21 protein-coding genes are annotated in these 23,900 nt (G+C 70.7%); 11 read left to right on the forward strand and 10 right to left on the reverse strand.

All coding sequences use genetic code 11. The features are described 5' to 3' along the window. Nucleotides 1-114 precede the first annotated feature (114 nt). On the forward strand, nt 115-1,536 hold the full coding sequence (locus AMETH_RS33895) for a sugar porter family MFS transporter (protein ID WP_209436832.1): 1,422 nt from the start codon (nt 115-117) through the stop codon (nt 1,534-1,536). Here the strand turns inward: AMETH_RS33895 and AMETH_RS33900 are convergent. From AMETH_RS33900 to AMETH_RS33920, 5 genes are all read right to left on the reverse strand, one after another. Further along, nucleotides 1,529-3,142, reverse strand: a complete 1,614-nt coding sequence (locus tag AMETH_RS33900) for an acyl-CoA dehydrogenase family protein (RefSeq protein ID WP_017985640.1) — start codon at nt 3,140-3,142, stop codon at nt 1,529-1,531. The genes AMETH_RS33895 and AMETH_RS33900 overlap by 8 nt on opposite strands. After that, complete coding sequence (locus AMETH_RS33905) at nt 3,135-3,731, reverse strand: TetR/AcrR family transcriptional regulator (protein WP_017985641.1); 597 nt, start codon at nt 3,729-3,731, stop codon at nt 3,135-3,137. Before AMETH_RS33905 ends, AMETH_RS33900 begins: the two co-directional genes overlap by 8 nt. 562 nt (nt 3,732-4,293) lie before the next feature. Further along, nucleotides 4,294-5,298, reverse strand: a complete 1,005-nt coding sequence (locus tag AMETH_RS33910; protein ID WP_017985642.1) for a cation diffusion facilitator family transporter — start codon at nt 5,296-5,298, stop codon at nt 4,294-4,296. 20 nt (nt 5,299-5,318) lie between these two features. Further along, on the reverse strand, nt 5,319-6,032 hold the full coding sequence (locus AMETH_RS33915) for a DUF742 domain-containing protein (protein ID WP_017985643.1): 714 nt from the start codon (nt 6,030-6,032) through the stop codon (nt 5,319-5,321). A gap of 205 nt (nt 6,033-6,237) precedes the next feature. Beyond that, nucleotides 6,238-8,523, reverse strand: coding sequence for a (Fe-S)-binding protein (locus tag AMETH_RS33920; RefSeq protein ID WP_017985644.1), 2,286 nt, complete (start codon nt 8,521-8,523; stop codon nt 6,238-6,240). A gap of 147 nt (nt 8,524-8,670) precedes the next feature. On the opposite strand from AMETH_RS33920, the gene AMETH_RS33925 reads away from it, so the two are divergent. Then, entirely contained in the window at nt 8,671-8,994 is a 324-nt protein-coding gene (locus AMETH_RS33925; RefSeq protein WP_017985645.1) for a DMT family transporter, read from the forward strand. Further along, nucleotides 8,991-9,551 carry a TetR/AcrR family transcriptional regulator gene (locus AMETH_RS33930; protein ID WP_017985646.1) on the forward strand — a complete coding sequence of 187 codons (561 nt, stop codon included), beginning with the start codon at nt 8,991-8,993 and terminating at the stop codon, nt 9,549-9,551. Before AMETH_RS33925 ends, AMETH_RS33930 begins: the two co-directional genes overlap by 4 nt. Here AMETH_RS33930 and AMETH_RS33935 read toward each other — a convergent pair whose 3' ends face one another. Together AMETH_RS33935 and AMETH_RS33940 are read right to left on the reverse strand one after the other, a co-directional pair. Further along, on the reverse strand, nt 9,552-11,018 hold the full coding sequence (locus tag AMETH_RS33935) for an MFS transporter (RefSeq protein ID WP_017985647.1): 1,467 nt from the start codon (nt 11,016-11,018) through the stop codon (nt 9,552-9,554). Between the two features lie 82 nt (nt 11,019-11,100). Continuing rightward, on the reverse strand, nt 11,101-11,643 hold the full coding sequence (locus AMETH_RS33940) for a YbhB/YbcL family Raf kinase inhibitor-like protein (RefSeq protein WP_017985648.1): 543 nt from the start codon (nt 11,641-11,643) through the stop codon (nt 11,101-11,103). Between the two features lie 148 nt (nt 11,644-11,791). On the opposite strand from AMETH_RS33940, the gene AMETH_RS33945 reads away from it, so the two are divergent. The 6 genes from AMETH_RS33945 to AMETH_RS33970 all read left to right on the forward strand — a co-directional run bounded on the left by AMETH_RS33945 (nt 11,792) and on the right by AMETH_RS33970 (nt 17,869). Continuing rightward, nucleotides 11,792-12,469 (forward strand): DUF4097 family beta strand repeat-containing protein, encoded by a 678-nt coding sequence (locus AMETH_RS33945; protein ID WP_017985649.1) that lies wholly within the window; start codon nt 11,792-11,794, stop codon nt 12,467-12,469. A gap of 244 nt (nt 12,470-12,713) precedes the next feature. Next, complete coding sequence (locus AMETH_RS33950; RefSeq protein ID WP_017985651.1) at nt 12,714-13,547, forward strand: alpha/beta hydrolase; 834 nt, start codon at nt 12,714-12,716, stop codon at nt 13,545-13,547. Nucleotides 13,548-13,680: 133 nt separating this feature from the next. Then, on the forward strand, nt 13,681-15,537 hold the full coding sequence (dnaK, locus tag AMETH_RS33955; protein ID WP_017985652.1) for a molecular chaperone DnaK: 1,857 nt from the start codon (nt 13,681-13,683) through the stop codon (nt 15,535-15,537). After that, complete coding sequence (gene grpE, locus AMETH_RS33960) at nt 15,534-16,229, forward strand: nucleotide exchange factor GrpE (RefSeq protein ID WP_017985653.1); 696 nt, start codon at nt 15,534-15,536, stop codon at nt 16,227-16,229. The genes dnaK and grpE overlap by 4 nt, the downstream gene beginning before the upstream one ends. Nucleotides 16,230-16,256: 27 nt before the next feature. After that, on the forward strand, nt 16,257-17,435 hold the full coding sequence (gene dnaJ / locus AMETH_RS33965) for a molecular chaperone DnaJ (RefSeq protein ID WP_017985654.1): 1,179 nt from the start codon (nt 16,257-16,259) through the stop codon (nt 17,433-17,435). Next, the gene (locus tag AMETH_RS33970; RefSeq protein WP_017985655.1) at nt 17,432-17,869 is read left to right on the forward strand and encodes a heat shock protein transcriptional repressor HspR; all 438 of its coding nucleotides are present in this window, start codon (nt 17,432-17,434) and stop codon (nt 17,867-17,869) included. The genes dnaJ and AMETH_RS33970 overlap by 4 nt, the downstream gene beginning before the upstream one ends. A 55-nt stretch (nt 17,870-17,924) precedes the next feature. On the opposite strand, the gene AMETH_RS33975 is transcribed toward AMETH_RS33970, so the two are convergent. Further along, a complete protein-coding gene (locus tag AMETH_RS33975; RefSeq protein ID WP_017985656.1) occupies nt 17,925-18,632 on the reverse strand; it encodes a dienelactone hydrolase family protein in 708 nt (235 codons plus the stop codon). A 10-nt stretch (nt 18,633-18,642) separates the two neighbouring features. After that, on the reverse strand, nt 18,643-19,815 hold the full coding sequence (locus AMETH_RS33980; RefSeq protein WP_209436833.1) for a globin domain-containing protein: 1,173 nt from the start codon (nt 19,813-19,815) through the stop codon (nt 18,643-18,645). Between the two features lie 302 nt (nt 19,816-20,117). Between AMETH_RS33980 and AMETH_RS33985 the strand changes: the two genes are divergently transcribed. Continuing rightward, the gene (locus AMETH_RS33985; protein ID WP_017985658.1) at nt 20,118-20,615 is read left to right on the forward strand and encodes a MarR family winged helix-turn-helix transcriptional regulator; all 498 of its coding nucleotides are present in this window, start codon (nt 20,118-20,120) and stop codon (nt 20,613-20,615) included. A 35-nt stretch (nt 20,616-20,650) separates the two neighbouring features. Next, nucleotides 20,651-22,933: an MFS transporter gene (locus tag AMETH_RS33990; protein WP_223843274.1), complete on the forward strand. Its 2,283-nt coding sequence runs from the start codon at nt 20,651-20,653 to the stop codon at nt 22,931-22,933. 76 nt (nt 22,934-23,009) lie between these two features. On the opposite strand, the gene AMETH_RS41875 is transcribed toward AMETH_RS33990, so the two are convergent. Further along, the gene (locus AMETH_RS41875) at nt 23,010-23,798 is read right to left on the reverse strand and encodes an MFS transporter (RefSeq protein ID WP_017985660.1); all 789 of its coding nucleotides are present in this window, start codon (nt 23,796-23,798) and stop codon (nt 23,010-23,012) included. Between the last annotated feature and the right edge of the window lie 102 nt (nt 23,799-23,900).

Raw genomic sequence — 23,900 nt, forward strand, 5'->3', positions numbered from 1 at the left:
CTTCCAAACTCCCCTGATCGGGTGGTCCATGTCACCAGGTGGTACGGCATGGACTGGACCATTTTGTAGGTTGCTCCGAATGGAGGAAACACCTCAGGCAAAGGAGCACGGGTCGTGAGTTCGACGACGACCGGGGAGCGAGCCGGTCAGCAACATCTCGCCCATGTCGTGTTCATCGCCGGTGCGGCCGCGGTCGGCGGGTTCCTGTTCGGGTACGACAGCTCGAACATCAACGGTGCCGTCCTCGGCATCCAACGGCACTTCGAGGTCGGTGACGGGGTGACCGGGCTGACCGTGTCGAGCGCGCTGATCGGTTCGGCCGTCGGCGCCTGGTTCGGCGGGCTGCTGTCCGACCGGATCGGCCGCATCCGGACCATGCAGCTCGCGGCGGTCCTGTTCCTGGTCAGCGCCCTCGGAGCGATGTTCCCGTTCAGCGTGTGGGACCTGGCGATCTGGCGCGTGGTCGGCGGCATCGCGATCGGTGTCGCGTCCGTGATCGGCCCGGCCTACATCGCCGAGGTCGCGCCGCCCGCCTACCGCGGCAGGCTCGCCTCGCTGCAACAGCTGGCGATCGTCCTCGGCATCGGGGTGTCCGCGCTGGTCAACTGGGTCATCAAGGCCCTCGCGCCGATCGGGCCGGACGGCACGCACGACCTCAACGGCAACCTCGGCGGCATCGAGCCGTGGCAGTGGATGCTGGGCGCCGCGGCGGTGCCCGCGGTGATCTACTTCGTGCTCGCCTCGATCATCCCCGAATCGCCGCACTTCCTGCTGGCCAACGGCAAGGTCGAGCGGGCACGCAAGGTGCTGCGCGAGGTCGAGGGCGGTGACGTCGACACCAAGCTCGAGGACATCCGCCGCAGCCTGAAGACCGAGAGACGGTCCCGGGTCCGCGACCTCGTCGGCGGCCGGTTCGGGCTGCTGCCGATCGTGTGGGTGGGCGTCGCGCTGGCGGTGTTCCAGCAGTTCGTCGGCATCAACGTGATCTTCTACTACAGCGACACGCTGTGGCACTCGGTCGGCCAGAACACCGACTCGCTGCTGATCTCGATGGTCAGCCCGGTCATCAACATCATCGGCACGTTCATCGCGATCGCCTTCATCGACAAGGTCGGCCGCAAGCCGCTGCTGCTGATCGGCTCGGTCGGCATGCTCGTCGGCCTCGGCGTGGCGGCGATCGCGTTCGGCAACGCGCAGACCGTCGGCGGCGAGCTGAGCCTGCCGGGCGCGTGGGGCCCGATCGCGCTCGTGTTCGCGAACCTGTTCGTGATCTCCTTCGCGATGTCGTGGGGCGTGATCCTGTGGGTCATGCTCGGCGAGATGTTCCCGCTGCGCATCCGCAGCGCGGCGCTGGCCGTGGGCACCGCGGCGAACTGGGTCGCCAACTGGGCGGTCACGGTCAGCTTCCCGAGCATGGCCGACTGGAACCTGTCGATCACCTACTGGATCTACGCGGCGTTCGCGTTGCTCTCGATCCCGTTCGCGCTGCGCTTCGTCCGCGAGACGAAGGGCACCGCGATCGAGGACGTCAGCTGACGAACGCCCGCTCGATGATGGCCCTGGTGTCGGCGCCCGCGGGCAGTGTGCCGAACGCGATCCCCCAGTCGCCGCCTAGGCGGGACGCGCAGAAGGCGTCCGCCACCGCCGCGGGCGCGAAGCGCACCAGCAGCGAGCCCTGCAGGACCAGGGCCATCATCTCGGCCAGTCGCCGCGCCCGGTACTGGAGGTCCTCCAGGTCGGACAGCTCCTTGCGCACCCGCGCGATCGCGTCGTCCAGACGGGCGTCGGCGCCGGCGGCCAGGTCGAGTTCGGCGAAGAACGCCTCCACCGACTCCGGCTGCTTGCCCATGGCGCGCAGGGAATCCAGCGCCGCGACGTTGCCCGAACCCTCCCAAATGGACAACAGCGGCGCCTCGCGGTAGAGCCGCGGCATGCCGGAGTCCTCGACGTAACCGTTGCCGCCCAGGCATTCCAGCGCCTCGGCGGTGTGCGCGGGGCCGCGCTTGCACACCCAGTACTTCGTGACGGCGAGCGCCAGCCGCCGGAACGCCTGCTGGTCCGGGTTCGCGGTCGCGCCGGCGAGCCGCAGCGCCACGGTGGTGGCCGCCTCGGACTCGACGACCAGGTCCGCCAGCACGTTCGCCATCGCCGGCTGGTCCACGAGGTTCGCGCCGAACGCCTTGCGGTGCCGCGCGTGGTGCACGGCCTGCACGACGCCTTGGCGCATCAGCGAAGTGCTGCCGAGGACGCAGTCGAGGCGGGTGTTGTTGACCATCTCGATGATGGTCGGCACGCCGCGGCCCTCCTCGCCGACGAGCCAGCCGACCGCGCCGTCGTACTCGATCTCGGACGAGGCGTTGGACTTGTTGCCGAGCTTGTCCTTGAGGCGCTGGAAGAAGATGCGGTTGCGGGAGCCGTCGGGCAGCACGCGCGGCAGCATGAAGCAGGACAGGCCGCCAGGCGCCTGGGCGAGGGTGAGGAACACGTCGGACATCGGCGCCGAGGTGAACCACTTGTGGCCGGTCAGCACGTACGCGCCGTCGCCGGCGGGTCGCGCGGTGGTGCTGTTGGCGCGGACGTCGGAGCCGCCCTGCTTCTCGGTCATTGACATGCCGGCGATCAGGCCGCGCTTGGTGGCCGGGACGCGGAGGCCGTAGTCGTACTCGGTGGCGGCCAGCAGCGGCTCGTAGGTCGCGGCCAGCTCCGGGTTGTGGCGCAGCGTCGGGACCGCGGCGTAGGTCATCGAGATCGGGCAGATGTGGCCGCCCTCGGCCTGGTTCCAGACGAGCACCTTGGCGGCGCGCGCGACGTGCACGCCTTCGCGGTTGTCCCGCCAGGGGGCGGCGTGCAAGCCGTGACCGACGGCGACGGTCATCAGTTCGTGCCAGTACGGGTGGAACTCGACCTCGTCGACGCGGTTGCCGTAGCGGTCGTGGGTGTGCAGTTTCGGCGGGTTCTCGTTGGCGACCCGGCCCCACTCCTGGCCGCGGGCGCTGCCGGCGAGGCGGCCCAGCTCGTGAACCTCGTCCTCGGCCCAGGCCGCGCCCTCGCGGCGGAGGCCGTCGAGGAGGGCCGCGTCCTCGGCGACGTCGTAGTCGACCAGCGGCGGGACCTGGTTCAGGACCTCGTGCGTGTCAGGCATCCTTGCCTCCCAGTGCGCGGAAGATGAACGTGCGGAGCGCGCCGACCGCGTCGGCGCTGTCGGTGGTCAGGGGGCCGATGAGCACCTCGGCGGCGCCACCGACGAGGGCGGCCGCGGTGAGGTCGGCGTCCTGCGGCGGGAGCTGGCCGGTGCGGACGCCCTCCCGGACGTGGCGGGCGAGCTCGTCGCGGAAGACGCGCCGGAAGACTATGCGCTCGGCCTCGATCGGGGCGTCGACCGGCTCGGCCAGCAGGGCGTACGCCTGGCGGGGCACTTTGAGCGCGCGCTCGGCGAAGGTCTCGACGATGGCGGCGACGCGCTCCGCGGGGGTGCCGGGTCGCTGGGCGGCTTGCCGGACGGCGTCCACCTCGTGGTTGACGACGTTGCGGAACAGCTCGACGACCAGCTCGGCCTTGCCGGGGAAGTGGCGGTAGACCGTGCCGGTAGCGACGCCGGCCTTCTCCGCGACGGCGCTCACGGAGCAGCCCGCGTAGCCACGCTCGGCGAGGATCTCACCGGCGGCGGTCAGGATCGCTTCGCGCTGCGCGTCGAGGCGAGCCTGGACCTGCGGGGTGCGTCGGTAGGGCACGGGAAGAAGTGAAGCACTGATTCATCGCTTCACGCAAGGGGTGGCTGGGGTGCGGGGTCGTGTGGGTGCGAGGTGGTCAGTCGTACGGGCGCGACGCTGCCAACCGCGCGGGCACGACCCGGCCGACCGTGGAGGCGCGAAACGACCAGTCACGCGGGCGCGAAGCGGCCAGTCGTATGGGTGTCGCTGGACCAGTCGTGCAAGGCACGGCAAAGGCTTCTCGTGGCGGGGCGGCTGGACTTCTCGTGCCGGCACCGTTGGGCCTGTCGTGCCCGGCACCGCGGGGCCTCTCGTTCCGACACCGCTGGACGTCTCGTCGCGGCATCACTGGAGCCCTCGTGGCAGTGCCACTGGGCTTCCCGTGAGCCGTTGTTGGGCCACTCGCGCAGGTGTCGCTGGACCCATCGCGGGAGCGCGACTGAGCCAACGGCGAATCACGATCGAATCACCATCGGCCCGATCGCGGCGGGCTGTGGCGCCGGACCAACCGAGCCGAACTACCCAGCCGGACACCCAACCGAACTGCAAGCCGATCGCACAGACACGAGAGCCGCCAGGCCACCTACCGCCCGTAGCGCTTCGCGATGTCGCCGTAACGGGCCAGCACCGCGGCGCGCAGGTCGGGATCGCTCCGCGGCACGGGCTCGATGAAAACCTCCGTCACGTCCGAGAACTCCGAGTGCAGCTCCGCCGCCAAGCGGACGCACGCCCGCTCCACGTCCGCTGCCCCGAGTGCGTCGTCGAAGTCCACGCGTGCGCACACCAGGATCTGGTCCGTCCCCAGCAGCATCGTCTGCAGGTCGACCACCGCCTCGATCTCGGCGGCCCCGGCCAGGTGCTCGCGGATCCCCCGCACCACCGGCAGATCCGCCTGCCGCCCGATCAGCAGCCGCAGGTTCGTCCGGCCCAGGATGTACGCCACGACGGCCAGCAGCACACCGATCAGGATCGAAGCGATCCCGTCGTACACGGCGGAACCCGTGACGTGGTGCAGGAACACCCCGGCGAACGCCAGCACCAGACCGACCAGCGCGGCCGAATCCTCCAGGAACACCGTCTTCGGCGCCGGATCGTCGATGTAGCGCAGGAACTTCCAGATCGTCCGGTTCTGTTCCACCGCACCGCGCCGCACCTGGCGGAACGCCTGCGTCCACGACACCGACTCCAGGACGAACGCCAGTGCCAGCACGACGTATCCGACGATCGGACTGGTCTGTTCCACCGGCTCCCCGATCACCGTCGAGAAACCTTCGTACAGCGCGAAAGTCGCACCGGAGGCGAAGATGGACACCGCCGCGAGCAGGGACCAGAAGTACCGCTCCTTGCCGTACCCGAACGGGTGCATGACATCCGCCGGGCGGCCGGACCGGCGCAGCGCCGTGAGGAGCAGGATCTCGGTGAACGTGTCGGCCACCGAGTGCGCCGCCTCGGAGAGCATCGCCCCCGAACCGGTGATCACGCCCGCGACGGCCTTCATCACGGCGATGGCCAGGTTCACCCCACCGGCCAGCAACACGGTGAGAGTGCTTTCGCCGCCGGCGTCCGCGCGCTCCGATTCCTCGCTCACCGGCCGATCCTACGAGCGGATCACAACCGCTGCAGGCCGTCCAGCACGCGCTTCATCAGCTCGAGCGGCGGGCGCCCCTCGGCGGTCCGTTCGATGCCGTGGATGTGCAACAACCCCAGTTCGGCCATGTCGGACAACAGCACCCTGGCCACGCCGAGCGGTATCGACAGCAGCGCCGCGACCTCCGCGAGCGAACGCGGGGTGTCGACCACCGCGCGGACCGGCTGGTACTCCGCGCTCAGCGCGGGACCGGTCCACTTCGCGTCGGCGCGGACCGAGACCAGCGTCTCGATCGCCAGCTCGTAGGCGGAGTGCGTGCGCCCCTTGGTCAGCACGTACGGCCGCACGCGCAGCCGGTTCTCGTCGTCGGGGTCGAGCAGCTCGGGGTGCTCCGGCTCGGCAGCGGGCGCGGGCTCGGGGCGGGGCCGCGGCGAGGGTTTGAACTCCTCGCGCGGTTCGGGGTCCGGCAACGGTTCGGGCTCCGGTTCGGGCGCGGGCCGGGGCTCCGGTTCGCCGAACCGAGCGAGCTGCTTCTCGGCCGGGAACCGCGCGCCTGCAGCCCGTTTGGTCTTCGTGGTCTCGGCGGGGGCACGGCCCGGAGCTTGTGGTTCCGGGCCAGGGGGTTCGGCGTGTTCGCCGGTCAGCTTCCGCAACTGCTTCACGGACGGGAACCGGGCACCGGCGCGCGGGACCCCCGGCTCACCGGCCGGTCCGGTCCCGTCGGGTACGCCCATGCTCAGCCCCGTTCGCGCGCGTCGACATCCTCCGCGGGCAGCGTCGGCAGCGTGACGAACAGGATAACCCGGGTGTCGAGACCCCAACGGGTGGTGACGAGGAAGGCGCCCCCACGCAGAACTCGCGTGCGCGAACGTGGAACTCGCGCACCTGAGCGTGGGACTCGCGGTCGTGAGCGTGGGACTCGCGGGGGCGCCTTCCGGGCTACTTGTCCTCGGTCGGCAGCGGCGTGCCCGTCGACACCTTGTCCGTCCGGGCGTCGGCCTCCAGCGGGTCGGACTCGACCGCGGGCAGCGAGTCCGCACCGGGCGCCGGTGCCGGCTGCGGACGGCGCTTGACCGCCGACAGCAGCAGCTGCGAGACGTCCACGACCTCGACCTTCTCGCTCGCCTTGCCGTCGTTCTGCCGCGCGGTCACGCCGTCGGTGAGCATGACGCGGCAGAACGGGCAGCCGGTCGCGATCTTCGACGGCGCGGTGCCGAGCGCCTCGTCGACGCGCTCGATGTTGATCCGCTTACCGATCTTCTCTTCCATCCACATGCGCGCGCCGCCCGCACCGCAGCACATCGACCGGTCGCCGTGCCGCGGCATCTCGCGGAACTGCGCCCCGGACGCGCCGACCAGCTCGCGCGGCGCCTCGTAGACCTTGTTGTGCCGGCCCAGGTAGCACGGGTCGTGGTAGGTGACGTCGTCGGCGATCGGCGCGACCGGCACCAGCCGCTTCTCCCGCACCAGGCGGTTGAGCAGCTGCGTGTGGTGCACGACCTCGAACTGCCCGCCCAGCTCCGGGTACTCGTTGGCGAGCGTGTTGAAGCAGTGCGCGCAGGTTGCGACGATCTTGCGGTTGCCCTGCTCGCGGCCCTCGAACACCGAGTTCAGCACCTCGACGTTCTGCTGCGCGAGCATCTGGAACAGGAACTCGTTGCCGGCGCGGCGGGCCGGGTCACCGGTGCAGGACTCCTCCGGGCCGAGCACGGTGTACTTGACGCCCGCGATGTGCAGCAGCTCGGCCACCGCGCGGGTGGTCTTCTTCGCGCGGTCCTCGAACGCGCCGGCGCAGCCGACCCAGAACAGGTACTCGGTGTCGCCGAGCTCGGTGTCGAACACCGGCACCTCGAAGTCCAGGTCCTCGGCCCAGGCCATCCGGTCCTTGGCGTTCTGGCCCCACGGGTTGCCCTTGTTCTCCAGGTTCTTGAACATCCCGTTCAGCTCGGTCGGGAAGTTCGACTCGATCATCACCTGGTAGCGGCGCATGTCGACGATGTGGTCGACGTGCTCGATGTCCACCGGGCACTGCTCGACGCACGCGCCGCAGGTGGTGCACGACCACAGCACCTCGGGGTCGATGACACCGCCGTCGTCGCCGACCAGCGGGCGCTCGGCCTCGGCCAGCGCCAGCACGTCGATGCCGGCGTACGGGTTGTCGCCGGTCAGGCCGACCTCTTCACCCGTGACGTCCTTCTTGCCGCCCGCGAGCAGGTACGGCGCCTTCGCGTAGGCGTGGTCGCGGAGCTGGGTGATGACCAGCTTCGGGGACAGCGGCTTGCCGGTGTTCCACGCCGGGCACTGCGACTGGCAGCGGCCGCACTCGGTGCAGGTGGTGAAGTCGAGCCAGCCCTTCCAGCTGAAGTCCTCGATCTGACCGGCGCCGAAGACGTCCTTCTCCGGGTCGGCCTCCTCGAAGTCGAGCGGCTTGCCCCCGCTCATCATCGGCTTCAGGGCGCCCAGCGCGGTGCCGCCGTCGTCCTCGCGCTTGAAGTAGATGTTGAAGAAGGCGCTGAAGCGGTGCCAGGCCACACCCATCGTCAGCGTCCGCCCGACGACGTAGAGCCAGATCATGCCCGAGAGCAGCTTGACCAGCGCGGTGATCGTGACCGCGGCCGTGCTGGCGGGCAGGATCTCGGCGAGCGGCTTCGTGACGAAGCTCGTCCACAGCGCCGGGTCCTCGATGCCGCTGGAGATCTTGAACGCCTTCACGCCGAGGATGCCGAGGCCCTCGACGATCACCACGGTCTCGACGAAGTAGGCCTGCTTGAAGTTCGACCCGGCGAAGCGCGACTGCCGGTCGGCGCGGCGCGGGTGGTTCAGCTGGCGGATGATCACCAGCGCGAGACCGCCGACGACGGTGCCGAGGCCGAGCAGTTCGGTGAGCAGCAGCCAGACGCTCCAGTTGCCGATGATCGGCCAGTGGAAGTGCGGGTCGAACGTCTCGCCGTAGGCCTCGAACCACGCGAGCGAGCCGATCAGGAAGCCCCACATGACCAGCCAGTGCCATGGCCCGACGTGGCGGAACTTGTTCATCCGCGTGTGGGCGGCGAACTCCTTGATCAGTGTCGTGATGCGCGGCCCGAACGGGCCGTTCCGCGTCGCGTCCGGTTGACCGAGCCGGATGATCCGGACCATCCGGTACACGCCGGTGCCGAACATGATCCAAGCGACGATGCTTACGGCGACGCCGACCACGCCGAGCGTGATCTGCAGTGCACCCATGATCGGGGCCTTTCGTCCGTGATGTGGTGGGTTGGCGGGAGCCTAACCGGATTTACCCATGAGTAACCGATCGGCGCGAGTTGAGTCCCACGAGTGTGGCGTAGGACTCGCTAGATATCGGGACGATCGTACCGGTAGTTTGGCGGGATGGTCACTTATCTGCTGCTCGCTCTGGCCATCGCGGCCGAGGTCACCGCCACTGTTTCAATGAAGTTGTCGGAGGGCTTCACCAAACTGTGGCCGTCGGTGGTCGTCGTGGCCGGGTACCTCGTCGCGTTCGCGGCGCTGGCGAGCGTGCTGAAGCGCGGGATGCCGGTCGGGGTGGCGTACGCGATCTGGGCCGCGGTGGGCGTCGCGGCGGTCGCGCTCATCGGCGTGCTGTTCCTCGGCGAGCCGGTGAACCCGACGATCGTGGCGGGGGTGGCGCTGGTCATCGGCGGCGTGGTGCTGATCGAGGTGGGTTCGGCGTGAAGCCCCAGCGCGACGGGCGGCGGGCCCGCGGCGAGAAGCGGCGGCAGGAGATCATCGACGCGACGCTGCGGGTGATCGAGCGGGACGGCGTCGCGGGGGTGACCCACCGGACGGTCGCGGCCGAGGCCGGGGTGCCGACGACGTCGACGACCTACCACTTCGAGACGCTCGACGACCTGCTGATCGCGACCTTGATCTCGTGCGCGCGCGACATGGCGACCGAGGTGTACTGGACGATCGACCGGGCCCGGTCGCGGGGCAGCCGCGGCGCTTCCGAGGTGGCGACGCTGCTCGCGGAGGCGCTGGGCCCGCGGCGGGGCCGGACGATGGCGGAGTACGAGCTGTACCTGCTGGCCGCGCGGCGGCCCGAGCTGCGGCCGGCGGCGCGGCGGTGGCTGGACGTGCTGACGACGATGGTGCGCCCGGACGACCTGGTGGCGCTGCGGGTGTTCCTGGCCGGGATCGACGGGCTGCTGATCCAGGGCCTCATCGACGACGAGCCGCCGACCGCCGAGGAGCTCCGGCCGACCGTGGAGTACCTGCTGAAACCCCGGTAATCAGCGCGGGACCGGCACCGTGTGGGCGACCGCCGCTGTCGCGGACACCCGTTCGGCCGCGACCCCCCGGTGGGTGCGGCGCGCGGCCAGCATGCCGAGCAGGACCCCGGCCGCGGAGAAGATCGCCAGCGCCAGCGACGCCCTCCCGAAACCGGTGGCGAGAGCGTCCGCCGGAGCACCTCCGGTCGCCGTCCGGGTCGCCGCGACCGAGGAGTAGATCCCGGCCACGACGGCGGTCAGCACGGCACCCCCGACGTAGCGCGCCATGTTCGACACCCCGGACGCGGCGCCGACGTCCTCGTCGCGGACCGCGCTCGTCGACAGCGCCGAGGCGGGCCCGTTGGACAGCCCCAGCCCCACCGCGATCCCCAGCAGGGACGGCAGGATCGCCCAGTACGACCACGACGCGCGGATCACGGCGAGCACCGCGAACCCGGCGGTCATCAGCACGAACCCGGCCACGATCACCGGCCGGGGCCCGAACTTGTGCGCCAGCGGCGTGACCGCGGGGGCGACCGCGACGACGAGCGCCGCCACCGGCAGGCACGCCAGTCCGGCCAGCAGGCTGCTCATCCCGAACGTCGCCGGGTCCTGGAAGTAGAGGCTGATCAGGAACGACAACCCGGCGATCGCGCCCGCCCCGATGAGGATCGCCAGCGTCGCGCCGACCAGCACCGGGTTCCGCAGCAGCCGCAGGTCGACCAGCGGCGCGGCCATCCGGTGCTCCACCACCGGGAAGGCGATCGCGGCGAGCGCCGTGACGGCAAGGCAGACCACGGTGGGCACCGACCACCAGCCCCAGTCCGAACCCTTCGTCATCGCGAACACGAAGGGCGCCAGCACGCAGGCCACCAGCAGCGTGCCAGGGACGTCGATCGAGCGGGGCCGGTCCGGGTCGCGGGACTCCGGCACCGTCCGCAAAGTCCAGGGGACGCACGCGGCGGCGACCGCGGCGGCGATCCAGAACAGGCCCTGCCACCCGGCGGCCTCGTTGAGGACACCGCCGACCACGGGCCCGGCCGCGGCGCCGGCGGCCGCCGCGGCGCCCCAGTACGCGACCGAGCGCATCTGCGCCGGCCCCTCGGTCACGACCGATAGCAGGCTGAGCCCGGAGGCGAGGATCGCGGCGCCCGCGGCCCCCTGCACGACCCTGCCGACGACGACCATCCACCCGCCGGGCGCGAGCGCGATCAGGACGCACGACACCACGAACAGCCCGAGACCCAGCACGAACACCCGGCGGCGCCCGAAGACGTCGCCGAGCGCGCCGGACGTCACGATCGTCGCGGCCCCGACGAGCATGTACCCGGTGACCGCCCACTGCAGCACCGCCAAGGACGTGCCGAGGTCCGCGCTGATCGACGGCAGCAGGATGCTGACCGCCGAGGTGTTCACGTTGACGATGAAGGTGGAGACGCACGCGGTGCCGAGCACCCCGCCGGTCTTCACCGCGCTGGTCGTGGCCATTCCGCCTCCCCGCGTGCGCGTCGTCTGGCGACCATGACGTGCGGCCGCCAGGCGGCACCTCATCCGGGGGAGGTGAAAGAACTCAGCCCTTGTTCTCGTAAACCGGCACGATCATCGCGCGCGCCAGCGTCGCCCCGAACATGTTGAAGCCGAGGAACGCCGGCGTCGCGGTGTCGGGGAGGTCCAGGGACTCCACGGCGAGCGCGTGCACCACGAAGAAGTACCGGTGCGGCCCGTGCCCCGGCGGCGGCGCGGCGCCAAGGAACTGCCGCACGCCACCGTCGTTGGTCACCGTCACGGCGCCGGACGGCAGGCCGGAGCCTGACGCGTCCCCTGCTCCCGACGGGAGCGAGGTCACCGAGGCCGGGATGTTGTAGACCGCCCAGTGCCAGAACCCGCTGGCGGTCGGGGCGTCCGGGTCGTAGCAGGTCACGGCGAAGCTCTTGGTCTCAGCCGGGAAGCCGTCCCACGCCAGGTGCGGCGACCGGTCCTCGCCGCCGGGGACGCCGAAGATCCCGCTGAGGTGCGGCGCCGCGAGCGTCTCCCCGTCCGCTACGTCGTCGCTGCGCACCGTGAAGGCCGGCACCGACGGCAGGAAGTCGTACGGATTCGGTGGTTGTGGCATCGATTCCTCCTCGTCACAGAGTGGCCAGTGATCACCCTAGTGCCGTTCGGGGTGCCCCCCGGGATGAACCGGGGGCTTCCCCGATACCGGCGCGCCACGCCCAGGCCATAGCGTGACCGGCACAGCAAAGTTCACGGGGGAGGACGCAATGCGCAAGCCGGCACTCGCGATAGGCGGGATCGCGCTCATCGTGGCGGGGATCGGGCTCGCGCTCGGCTCGAACTGGAACTGGTGGCGCATCTCGGACCGCGCCGAGATCACCGAAACCGTCGCCCAGCCGGTGTCGTCGGTCCGCGTCGACAACAACTCCGGCGATGTGCGGATCCGCGTCGAGGACACCGCCACGACGTCGGTCAACCAGGTCCTCCACTACGACGGCGACCGGCCTGCCCGCGCCTTCCGCCTGGAGGGTGCCCAGCTGGTGCTGGACGGCTGCGGCGGGGCTTGCACCGTCGACTACGAGGTGGTCGTCCCGCGCGGGACCACTGTGACCGGCGAGGTCCGCTCCGGCAGCCTCAGCGTCTACGGCACCGCGTCGGTGGACCTGGCCGCCAGTTCCGGGGACATCCGCGTCGAGGACGTCACCGGCCCGGTCACGGCCCGCACCAAGTCGGGCAGCATCGAGGTCGACCTCGCGACCGCGCAGAACGTCCGCGCCGAGGCCCAGAGCGGCGACATCCGCATCGTGGTGCCCGCCGACCGCTACCGGGTCACCGGCGAGACCAGGAGCGGCGACCGGTCGATCGACGTCGTCCAGGCCCCGTCGGCCCCGTACGTCCTCGACGTCAGCACCTCCAGCGGCGACGCGAGCGTGACCCAGGCATGATCCCCGCGCTCGCCCTCACCGCCACCGCGCTCTCGCTGCTGGTCAACCCGGGCGGTCCGGGCGGATCCGCCGCCGATGTCGTCGGCTACGGCGGCCTCGGCCTGGCCACGCCCGAGTTCGCCGAGCTCAACCAGCGGTTCGACATCATCGGCTTCGGCTGCCGCGGGCCCCGCGACGTCGACACGGCCACCGTCGCCGAGGACGTCGAGCGGATCCGGCTCGCCATCGGCGAGGAGCGGATCTCGTGGCTGGGCGCTCGTACGGCACCGAGAGCGGCGCGCTCTACGCCGCCCGCCACCCGCAGCAGGTGCGCGCGATGGTCCTGGACGGCGCGGGCGACCACGCCCTGCCGATGCGGCGGGCCGTGCTCGACGCGGCCGCGGCGACCGAGGACGCCCTGCTGCGCTTCGCGCGGTGGTGCGCGAGCACCTGCGGCGACGACGTGCTCGCCCGCTACGACGCGCTCATGACCACCGGCGCGCCCTCGGCGCGGCTCGGCCGCCACGCCACGCCCGAGGAGCTGGCTGCGGGCGTCTACTCCCACCTGTACTTCCCGCAGCTGTGGCCGCGGCTGGCCGATACGCTCCGCGCCGCGCCGACGGACGCCAGCGCCCTGACCTCGGCCATGCCCTTCGGCTCGGCCGAGTACCCCGCCTACCGGGCCATCGGCTGCCAGGACTTCCCGTCACCCTTCACCGGCCCGGCCGACCTGCGCCGGATGGCCGGCCGGGTCCGGGAAGCCGCGCCGCACAGCTGGCGCTACTCCGAGTTCTGGGACTTCGCGTCGGGCTGCCTCGGCTGGCCCGTCCCGGCGGCGAACCCGCCGCACGCCGAGCCCGTTCGCGGGGCCCCGCCGATCCTGGTGGTCGGCGGGGAGCACGACCCGGCCACGCCGCTGACCTGGGCGCGCGGCCTCGCGGCCCGGATCGAGCGCAGCGTGCTGCTCACCTACGCCGACGACGGCCACACCGGGGTCTACAACTCCGCCTGTGCGCGGTCCCACGAGGCGGCCTACCTGATTTCGGGTACGCCGGGAACAACACCGCAGACCCGCTCGTTACCCTGTCAGAAAGGTTGAGCGAGCAACACTCAAGTCTGATTGACGTCCAACACGCGCCCGAGATAGAACTTGAGTACCACCCGCTCAACGCGGGCGCGAAACCGCAGCTCACCGGGGCTGCGCACACAGCATGACCAGGAGGGAACACACCATGGCGCGAGCGGTCGGCATCGACCTCGGCACGACCAACTCGGTCGTCGCTGTCCTGGAGGGCGGCGAGCCGACGGTCATCGCCAACTCGGAAGGCTCCCGCACGACCCCGTCGATCGTCGCGTTCGCCAAGAACGGCGAGGTGCTGACGGGCCAGCCGGCGAAGAACCAGGCCGTGACCAACGTCGACCGGACGATCCGGTCCGTGAAGCGGCACATCGGCACCGACTGGAAGACCGAGATCGACGGCAAGGCCTACACGGCGCAGGAGATCAGCGCGCGCGTGCTGATGAAGCTCAAGCGCGACGCCGAGGCCTACCTCGGTGAGGAGATCACCGACGCGGTCATCACCGTCCCCGCCTACTTCGAGGACGCGCAGCGGCAGGCCACCAAGGAGGCCGGCCAGATCGCCGGCCTGAACGTGCTCCGCATCGTCAACGAGCCCACCGCGGCCGCACTGGCCTACGGCCTGGACAAGGGCGAGAAGGAGCAGACCATCCTGGTCTTCGACCTCGGTGGCGGCACCTTCGACGTGTCGCTGCTGGAGATCGGCGAGGGTGTCGTCGAGGTGCGCGCCACCAGCGGTGACAACCACCTCGGTGGTGACGACTGGGACCAGCGCATCGTCGACTGGCTGGTGGACAAGTTCAAGGCCAGCCACGGCATCGACCTGACCAAGGACCGGATGGCGCTGCAGCGCATCCGCGAGGCCGCGGAGAAGGCGAAGATCGAGCTGTCCAGCTCGAGCAGTGCGAACATCAACCTGCCCTACATCACGGTCGACGCGGACAAGAACCCGCTGTTCCTGGACGAGACGCTGTCCCGCGCGGAGTTCCAGCGGATCACCTCCGACCTGCTGGACCGCACGAAGGCGCCGTTCAACAACGTGATCCGGGACGCCGGCATCTCGGTCAGCCAGATCGACCACGTGGTGCTGGTCGGCGGTTCCACCCGCATGCCCGCCGTCGCCGAGCTGGTCAAGGAGCTGACCGGCGGCCGCGAGCCGAACAAGGGCGTGAACCCGGACGAGGTCGTCGCCGTCGGCGCCGCGCTGCAGGCCGGTGTGCTCAAGGGTGAGGTCAAGGACGTCCTGCTGCTGGACGTGACCCCGCTGTCGCTGGGCATCGAGACCAAGGGCGGCGTGTTCACCAAGCTCATCGAGCGCAACACGACCATCCCGACGAAGCGGTCCGAGATCTTCTCCACGGCGGACGACAACCAGCCGTCGGTGCAGATCCAGGTGTTCCAGGGCGAGCGCGAGATCGCCGCGCACAACAAGAAGCTCGGCATGTTCGAGCTGACCGGCATCCCGCCGGCCCCGCGTGGCGTGCCGCAGATCGAGGTCACCTTCGACATCGACGCGAACGGCATCGTGCACGTCACGGCGAAGGACCTGGGCACGAACAAGGAACAGTCGATGACCATCACCGGTGGCTCCGCGCTGCCGAAGGAAGACATCGAGCGGATGGTCAAGGACGCCGAGGCGCACGCGGAGGAGGACCGCAAGCGCCGCGAGGAGGCCGAGACCCGCAACCAGGCCGAGACGCTGGTCTACCAGACCGAGAAGTTCGTCAAGGACAACGAGGACAAGCTGCCCGAGGACCTCAAGGGCAAGGTCAAGACCGCGATCGACGAGGCCAACGAGGCGCTCAAGGGCACCGACACGGCCAAGATCAAGGAAGCCATCGAGAAGCTGAACACCGCGTCGCAGGAGCTGGGCACGGCCCTGTACGCCAACGCGCAGCAGGCCGGTGGCGCCAACCCGGGCGCTGACTCGGGTGCGGCGGGCGCGTCCGACAACAAGGGCGCGGACGACGTGGTGGACGCCGAGATCGTGGACGAGGACGAGAAGAAGTGACGGGACGCCACTCGAACGAGATCGACGAGCAGGAGCCGGTCACCGAGCCCCTGGTCGTGCGGGACCGGCGCAAGATCGACCCCGAGACCGGCCAGGTGCGGACCCAGCCGGAGGCTGCCGAGGCTCCTGCCGCGGAAGCCCCGGCGGCCCACGCCGGCCCGTCGCTCGGTGAGTCCATCGTGGACGAGGCGGTGGCGGCTCCGTCCGAGGTCGAGAAGGAGCTGGCAGAGCGCACCGCCGACCTGCAGCGCCTGCAGGCGGAGTTCGCGAACTACCGCAAGCGCGTCGACCGCGACCGGGAGGCCGTGGTCAGCGCCGCGAAGGCCTCGGTGGTGAACGAGCTGCTGCCGCTGCTCGACGACTTCGAGCGGGCGGAGCAGCACGGCGACCTCACCGGCGCGTTCAAGGCGGTCGCGGACAAGCTGGTCGCGAGCCTGCAGCGGATCGGGCTCGAGCCGTTCGGCACGGAGGGCGAGCCCTTCGACCCGAGCGTGCACGAGGCCGTGCAGCACAACACCTCGCCGGAGGTGTCGGGGCCGACCGTGACGACGGTGCTGCGCCGTGGTTACCGGTTCGGCGACCGGACGCTGCGGGCCGCGCTGGTTGGCGTCACCGACCACGAGCCGGGCGAGGCCCCGGTCGAGGGTGAGCTACCGGTCGAGCAGTTGTCGGATGAGAACGCACAGCAGTAACGAACAGGCGAGAGGAGGAGACGTCCGGTGAGTGCACGGGAGTGGATCGGTAAGGACTTCTACCGTGAGCTGGGCGTCTCCTCCGACGCTTCGCAGGACGAGATCAAGAAGGCCTACCGCAAGCTGGCGCGGGAGAACCACCCGGACGCCAACCCCGGCAACACCGAGGCCGAGCAGAAGTTCAAGGCCGTGTCGGAGGCCTACGGCGTGCTGTCGGATCCGGCCAAGCGCAAGGAGTACGACGAGGCGCGGCGGCTGTTCGGTTCGGGCGGCGGCCCGGGTGGCTTCGGCTTCCCCGGCGCGGGCGGCACCGGCGGTTTCGACTTCGGCGACATCTTCGGGCAGACCGCGGGCGCGGGCGCGCAGGGCGGTTTCGGCGGGCTCGGCGACATCCTCGGCGGCCTGTTCGGCAGGCGGGGCCAGCAGAGCGCGGGCGCCCGCGGTCAGCGCGGCGCCGATGTCGAGACGGACGTGCGGATCGATTTCGCCGAGGCGGTGAAGGGCGCGACCCTGCCGCTGCGGCTGTCCAGCCCGGCGACGTGTTCGACGTGCCACGGCAACGGCGCCCGCCCGGGCACCGCGCCGCGCACCTGCCCCACCTGCAAGGGCGCCGGGCTGGTGAGCCGCAGCCAGGGGGCGTTCGCGTTCTCCGAGCCGTGCCCGGACTGCCGTGGCCGCGGCCGGATCATCGACGACCCGTGCCCGGAGTGCGGCGGCGAGGGTGTCAGCACCCAGACGCGCACCCTGACGGTGCGGGTGCCGGCGGGTGTGGACGACAACCAGCGGATCAGGCTGGCAGGCCAGGGCGAGCCGGGCCGCGGCGGCGCGGCTGCCGGTGACCTGTACGTGCGGGTGCACGTGAACCCGGACCCGGTGTTCGGCCGGTCGGGTAATGATCTGACGATCACGGTCCCGGTGAGCTACCCCGAGCTGGCTCTGGGTGCGACGATCACCGTGCCGACGCTGGACGGGAAGGTTTCGGTGAAGGTGCCCGCGGGCACCGGCAGCGGCCGGGTCCTGCGGGTGCGCGGCAAGGGCATCAAGAAGCGGGACGGTTCGCAGGGCGACCTGCTCGTCACGTTGCAGGTGGCCGTGCCGTCGCGGTTGGAGTCTTCGGAGCGGGAGGCGCTCGAGGCGTACGCCAAGATCGCCAAGAAGCACGACCCGCGCCCGGAGATCACGAAGCTGCTCCGCGAAAGGGGTTGACCGAGGTGTTCGGCGGGTTGCCGCACGGGGCCGACGAGGAGACGCCGGTCTTCGTGATCTCCGTGGCCGCTCAGCTGTCCGGCCTGCACGCCCAGACCCTGCGCTCGTACGACCGCATGGGCCTGGTCTCCCCGGGCCGAACCGCAGGCGGCGGGCGGCGCTACTCCATGCGGGACATCGCGCTGCTGCGTGAGGTGCAGCGCCTGTCCCAGGAGGAGGGCGTCAACCTGGCGGGCATCAAGCGGATCATCGAGCTGGAGAACCAGGTCGAAGCGCTGCAGTCCCGGATCGCCGAACTGACCGAAGAACTCGCCACCGCGTACGCAGCAGCCGAACAAGCCGCGGCGGCCGTGCACCGTTCCTACCGCAAGGACCTGGTACCCATGAAGCAGGAAACCGCCCTGGTGGTCTGGAAACCACGCCGCAGGCGATGAGAACAGAGAAGGGCCCCGCACCGCGCGGGGCCTTTTTCTTTCAGCAGAACGCGCTCTACGCCGCCTCGCGCCCCAAATGCTCCGCGAAGAAGCTCAACACCCGCCGCCAAGCATCCTCACTGGCCGCCCGGTCATAACTCATCCCGGCGATCTTCAGCAGCACGTTGACCGGGCCGTGGAACTGGTTCGCGAAGCTGTGCCCAACACCCGGATACTCCTTGACGTCGTGCGGCACCCCCCGAGCCGACAACTCCCGCTCCAGCTTCGCCGCCGCCCCACGCAACGAAAAGTCCTTCTCCCCGAAGGAAGCCACAACAGGACAAGCACCATCCAAAACGGACAGATCCTTGGGCAACTGCCCGTAGTACGGCGCCGACGCGTCAAACCCCCGAGAAGCCGCCACCAGGGCGAACCCCCCACCCATGCAGAACCCGACGATCCCGACCCGGCCAGTGCAATCAGACCGCGACGCCAGCAACGACCGCGCCGCGTCCACATCGTCGAACGCCCGCCCCTTCCCGGCCGCCAGCTCCTTGAACACCGACTTCACGCACCGTACGAGCCCGCCGCGCGAGTACATGTCCGGCGAGAGCGCGACGTACCCGGCGGTGGCGAACCGGTCGGTGATGTTCTTCGCGTCCTGCGAGAGGCCGACCGCGTCGTGCACGATCACGACCCCCGGCCACGGCGGCTCGCCCGAGACCTCCCTCTGCGGGGTGGCCAGATAACCGCGGATGGTTCCGTCTGTGACAGGAATGTCCATCCGTCGCAGGCTAGTCGATCGTGAACGGGTCGTACCTGATCTGATCGAGTGCCGTTCCGGCGACCAGCATCCGGGAGACCGTCGCGCGGATCATCGCGGGCGAACCGGACACCAGCACGTCGTGGCCGGGCCACGCGCCGTACCGCGTCACCACGTCGGCCAGCGTGCCCTGCTCGCCGCCGACCAGGCCCGGCCCGTTCTCCACCACCGGCGTCACCGTCAGCCACGGGTTGCAGGACGCGACCATCCGCAACCCCTCCAGCGCGTACAGGTCCTCGCGCGTCCGGCCGCCGTAGAACAGGTGCACCTTCGGGTTTTCGCCCCACTGACCCAGCTCATCGAGCATCGCCTGCATCGGGGCGACACCCGTGCCGCCCGCGACCATCAGCACGTCCCGGCCGCTCTCCCGGTCCACGCCCAGCGTGCCCAGCGGCGGCCCGAACCGCCACACGTCACCGGCCTGGGTGTGGCTGACGATCGCCCGGGACACCCAGCCGCCCTCGATGGCGCGGATGTGGAACTCCAGCGAGCCGTCCGGGCGCGGCGCGTTCGCCGGCGACAGGTACCGCCACAACCGCGGCCGCTGCGGCACCTCGACGCTCAGGTACTGCCCCGGCCGGAACGGGATGTGCTGGTCCGGCTCCAGCCGCACCATCGCCAGGTCCCAGCTCAGCCGCCGGTGCTCGGCCACCCGGGCCGACCAGTTCGGCGGGTTCGTGTCGGTGGCGGCGGCCTCCTGCATCTGCCGGGCGATGATCGTGAACGCCTCCGCCCACGCGCGCTCGACCTCCTCGGTCCAGTCCGGGCCGAGCTGCGTCTTCATCGCCGCCAGCAACGCGGTGCCGACCGCCTCGTAGTGGTTGGGCACCACGCCGAACTTGCGGTGGTCGCGCCCGAGCTGGCGCAGGAACGGAACCAGGTCGTCGGGCTGGTCGACCATCTGCACGACGTGCACCAGCGCGCGCACCATGCGGTTGCGCTGGACCTCCATGTTGATCGGGAAGAAGTCCCGCGTCGCGGGCGCGAGGGTGAACAGCATCCCGTAGAAGAACTGCGTCACCTCGGGCAGGTACGGCTCCGCCTTGACCCAGGAGTCCCGGATCAGGCGCACCATCGCGGTGACGGCAGGGGGCGCCTCCCGGTGCACGGACCGGGGAACGGGACTGACGGGGTCGGCTGTCATGGGTTCGGGGCTGCTCCGTGGTGCGCGTTCATGCTCGCCGTCGATTATTCATGAACACGCAATAGCAGGTGAGCGCGTGAAAAGATCATGAATAATCCACCCTACTCGGTTAATCGTGCCCAGGTAATGCGGACGCGATCCGTCGCAGGGTAACCGCCTCCGCCGCAATCCTCGCGAAGTTGCTCCTTCCGGGTGGTTCGGAGATCCCCTCCACCAGTGGGACAAGTCACCAACTTAGATAGTTGTGGCATACAACTACTGATCCTATAGTTGTATGTGACAACCAACCAGGAGGTGGGTCCATGGGGGACCGCGACGAGAAGGCCGTCCAGCTGATGCGCGAACTGCGCGCGGCCGGCCAGCTGCAGCACGCCTGGATCAACCAGTCCTGGCAGCGCGAGCACGACGGCCTGCACCCCGCGGCCGCCATGCTGCTGTCCGACCTCAACGCGCACGGCGAGAGCCGCCCGTCGGACCTCGCGAAGCGCAAGATGGTCGACATCTCGGTGATCAGCAGGCAGATCGGCCAGCTGACCGCCGCCGGTCTGGTCGAGCGCAGGCCTGCGCCCGAGGACGGGCGCGCCAGCCTGATCAGCCTGTCCGAAGCCGGCCGCGCCGAGCTCGAGCGATGGCGGCAGCTGCACGTCGACTTCATCCGGCGTGCGCTCGCGGACTGGACCGACGACGAGGTCGAAGCACTCACCGCCCGGTTGACCCTGATGAACCAAGGACTGCGCGAGGCCCTCGGCCAGACGCCGGTCACCTGCCCGCCGGACCCAGCGGCGGAGAAGAGGAAGTGATCCCCGAAGTGAGCACGACAGCGAACCAGGAGGCGATGACGCCGCGCCAGGTCGGGCGCGCGTTCGTCGGCCTGCTCCTGGCACTGCTGGTCGCCGTGCTGTCCTCCACGATCGTCTCGAACGCACTCCCGACGATCCTGGCCGACCTCGACGGCTCGCAGAGCCAGTACACCTGGGTGGTCACCGCCACCCTGCTGGCGTCCACGGCGAGCACCCCGATCTGGGGCAAGCTGTCCGACCTGTTCAGCAAGAAGATGCTCTACCAGCTGTCGATCGTGATCTTCACGGTCGGCTCGGTGCTCGGCGGCATCTCCCAGTCCATGCCCGAGCTGATCGCGTTCCGCGCCGTCCAGGGCCTGGGCCTCGGCGGCATGCAGGCGCTGATCCAGGTCGTGATCGCGGCGATGATCTCGCCGCGGGAACGCGGCCGCTACAGCGGTTACATCGGCGCGGTGTTCGCGCTGGCTACCGTCGCGGGCCCGCTGCTCGGCGGCGTGATCGTCGACTCGCCGCTCGGCTGGCGCTGGAACTTCTGGATCACGGTCCCGGTCGCGGTGGTCGCGTTCATCGTGCTGGGCAAGACGCTGCACCTGCCGGTCCGCAAGCAGCAGGTGAAGATCGACTGGCTCGGCGCGACCCTGCTCGTCGGCGGCGTCTCGCTGCTGCTGATCTGGGTTTCGCTGGCGGGCGGCAGCTTCGCCTGGTGGTCCTGGTCGACCCTGTTCTACGTCCTCGGCGGCCTGGTCGCGCTGGCGCTGGCGGTGTTCGTCGAGTCGAAGGTGCCGGACCCGGTGGTGCCGCTGCGGCTGTTCCGCAACCGCACCTTCACACTGGCGGTGATCGGCAGCCTGTCGGTCGGCACCGCGATGTTCGGCGGCGCGGTGTTCCTCGGGCAGTACTACCAGCTCGCCCGCGGCTACTCGCCGACGCACGCCGGGCTGATGACCATCCCGATGATGCTGGGGCTGTTCCTGTCCTCGACCGTCGCGGGGCAGGTCATCTCGCGCACCGGCAAGACCAAGGCGTGGATGCTCGGCGGCGCGGTGCTGCTGGTCGCGAGCCTGTTCCTGCTCAGCACGATCGACCACCAGACCAACCTGGTGCTGATGGGCACCTACCTGGCGCTGCTCGGCCTCGGTGTCGGCGCGCTGATGCAGAACCTGGTGCTGGTCGTGCAGAACACCGTCGCGATGAAGGACATGGGTTCCTCGTCGTCGGTGGTCACCTTCTTCCGCACGCTGGGCGGTTCGGCCGGGGTGTCCGCGCTGGGCGCGCTGCTCGCCGCGAAGGTCAGCAGCCACGTGTCGAGCGCGCTGGCCGCGATGGGCATCCAGGGCGGGTCGGCCGGCGCGGGCAGCAGCCTGAACCTGGCCGCGCTGCCGGAGCCGTTCCAGTCGATCGTGCGGGCCGCCTACGGCGACAGCATCGGCTCGATCTTCTTCGCGGGCGGGATCATCGCGATCGTGACGCTGGTCGCGGTGGTGTTCATCAAGGAGGTCCCGCTGCGCCGGAGCATCGACCTGACCGAGAGCACCGAGGCGGCCGCGGCTCCGGTCACCGGCCCGGCGGTCCACGGCGTGGTCACCGGCCCGTCGGGCCGTCCGCTGGCCGGGGCCGCGCTGACGCTGACCGACTCGTCGGGGCAGCAGGTGGCGCGGACGCTGACCGCGGCCGACGGGACCTACCGGCTGCCTGTCCCGCCGGACGCCATCTACCTGCTGATCACCTCGGCGGCCCGGTTCCAGCCGAGCGCCGTGATGGTGACCGTCAACGGGCAGCCGGTGCGCCGGGACGTCGAGATGAGCGGCGCCGGTGGCCTCAGCGGCGTGGTGCGGTCGAGCGCGGGCCAGCCGGTCGGTGGCGCGACGCTCGTGCTGACCGACGACCGGGGCGAGGTGGTGTCGTCGGTCGTCACCGGTGGCGACGGCTGGTACCACTTCGACGACGTGCCGGGTGGCGTGCACACGCTGACCGTCACGGCCGCCGGTCACCAGCCGGCCGCGGTGCCGCTGGCGACCACCGAGGGTGAGCAGGCCACGCACGACGTCGAACTCGGGCTCACCGCCCGGCTCGGCGGAGTGGTCCGGGCAGGCCGGGACGACCGTCCGGTCGCCGAGGCCCAGGTGACACTGCTCGACGCGGACGGCGAGGTGGTCGCGATGACGCTCACGGACGAGGCGGGCCGGTACTCCTTCACCGACCTCCCCGCGGGCGACTACACGCTCGTGACCAGCGGCTACGCCCCGGTCGCGGCGCCACTGGAAGTCGTCGCGGGCGCCCCGCTCTCGCGCGACGTGGAGCTGACGCACCCGCGCTGACCCACAGAACCCGCGAAGACCGCCTCAATCCCCCGGGAGGCGGTCTTCGTGCTTTTCCGGGCCGGCCGCGGCAGCGTCACGACACCGCGGCTGGGGCGGCGGCACGCAGCGCCGCCTCCACCCGGCGGTCGCTGGTCATGGATGCCGTGACCGCCGTCATCGCCAGCAGCAGGACGGCAGCGGCGTAGAGCGGGGCGCGGACGTCGTAGGCGGTGGCCAGCCAACCGCCGACGAAGGCCCCGAGCGGGGCGGCGCACATGGCCAGCATCCGGGAGGTGGAGGCGACCCGGCCCATGAGGTGAGCCGGGACGAGGGCCTGCCGGAAGGAGGGCCCGAGCACCATCATGGCGCCCATGCCCGCCCCGCAGACGGCCAGCGCCAGCCCGGCCAGGAACGGGTTCGAAGCGGCGGCCAGGCCCAGGATGGCAAGCCCCTCGACGGCGGCCGTGCAGGTCAGCGCGGTGCCGGTGCCGAGTCGCCTGCCGAGGTGGGAGGCGATGGCGGCACCGAGCAGGCCGCCGGTGGCCTCCGCCGTGAGGAGCAGGCCGAAGCCGTAGGTGTCGATGCCGAGGCGGTCGTGCGCGAAGAGGGCGAGGACGGTCTCCACGGCGAGGAAGGCGACGTTCCCGACCGCCGGGCGGAGCGCGAGCCCGAGCAGCACCCGGTCCCGGAAGACGTACGAGGCCCCGGCCCGCGCCTGAGGGAGCAGCGACTCGCGGACCTCCGGCACGGGCCTGGGCATGGCCGGCAGCGTGCGCACGAGCAGCGCGGAGAACAGGAACGACACCGCGTCGGCGAGCAGCGGGACGGCCCGCCCGAGCGCGAGCAGCGCGCTGCCCGCGCTCGGCCCCGCGAAGCCGGACATGCGGTCTGCGCGCCGCGCAGGCGGGAGTTGGCGCGTTCCAGGAGCGCCGGGTCGCGACGGAACAGATCCGGTAGGTAGGCCGTGGCGGCGGTGTCGAAGAAG

This window comes from Amycolatopsis methanolica 239, assembly GCF_000739085.1.
Taxonomy (GTDB): Bacteria; Actinomycetota; Actinomycetes; order Mycobacteriales; family Pseudonocardiaceae; genus Amycolatopsis_E; species Amycolatopsis_E methanolica.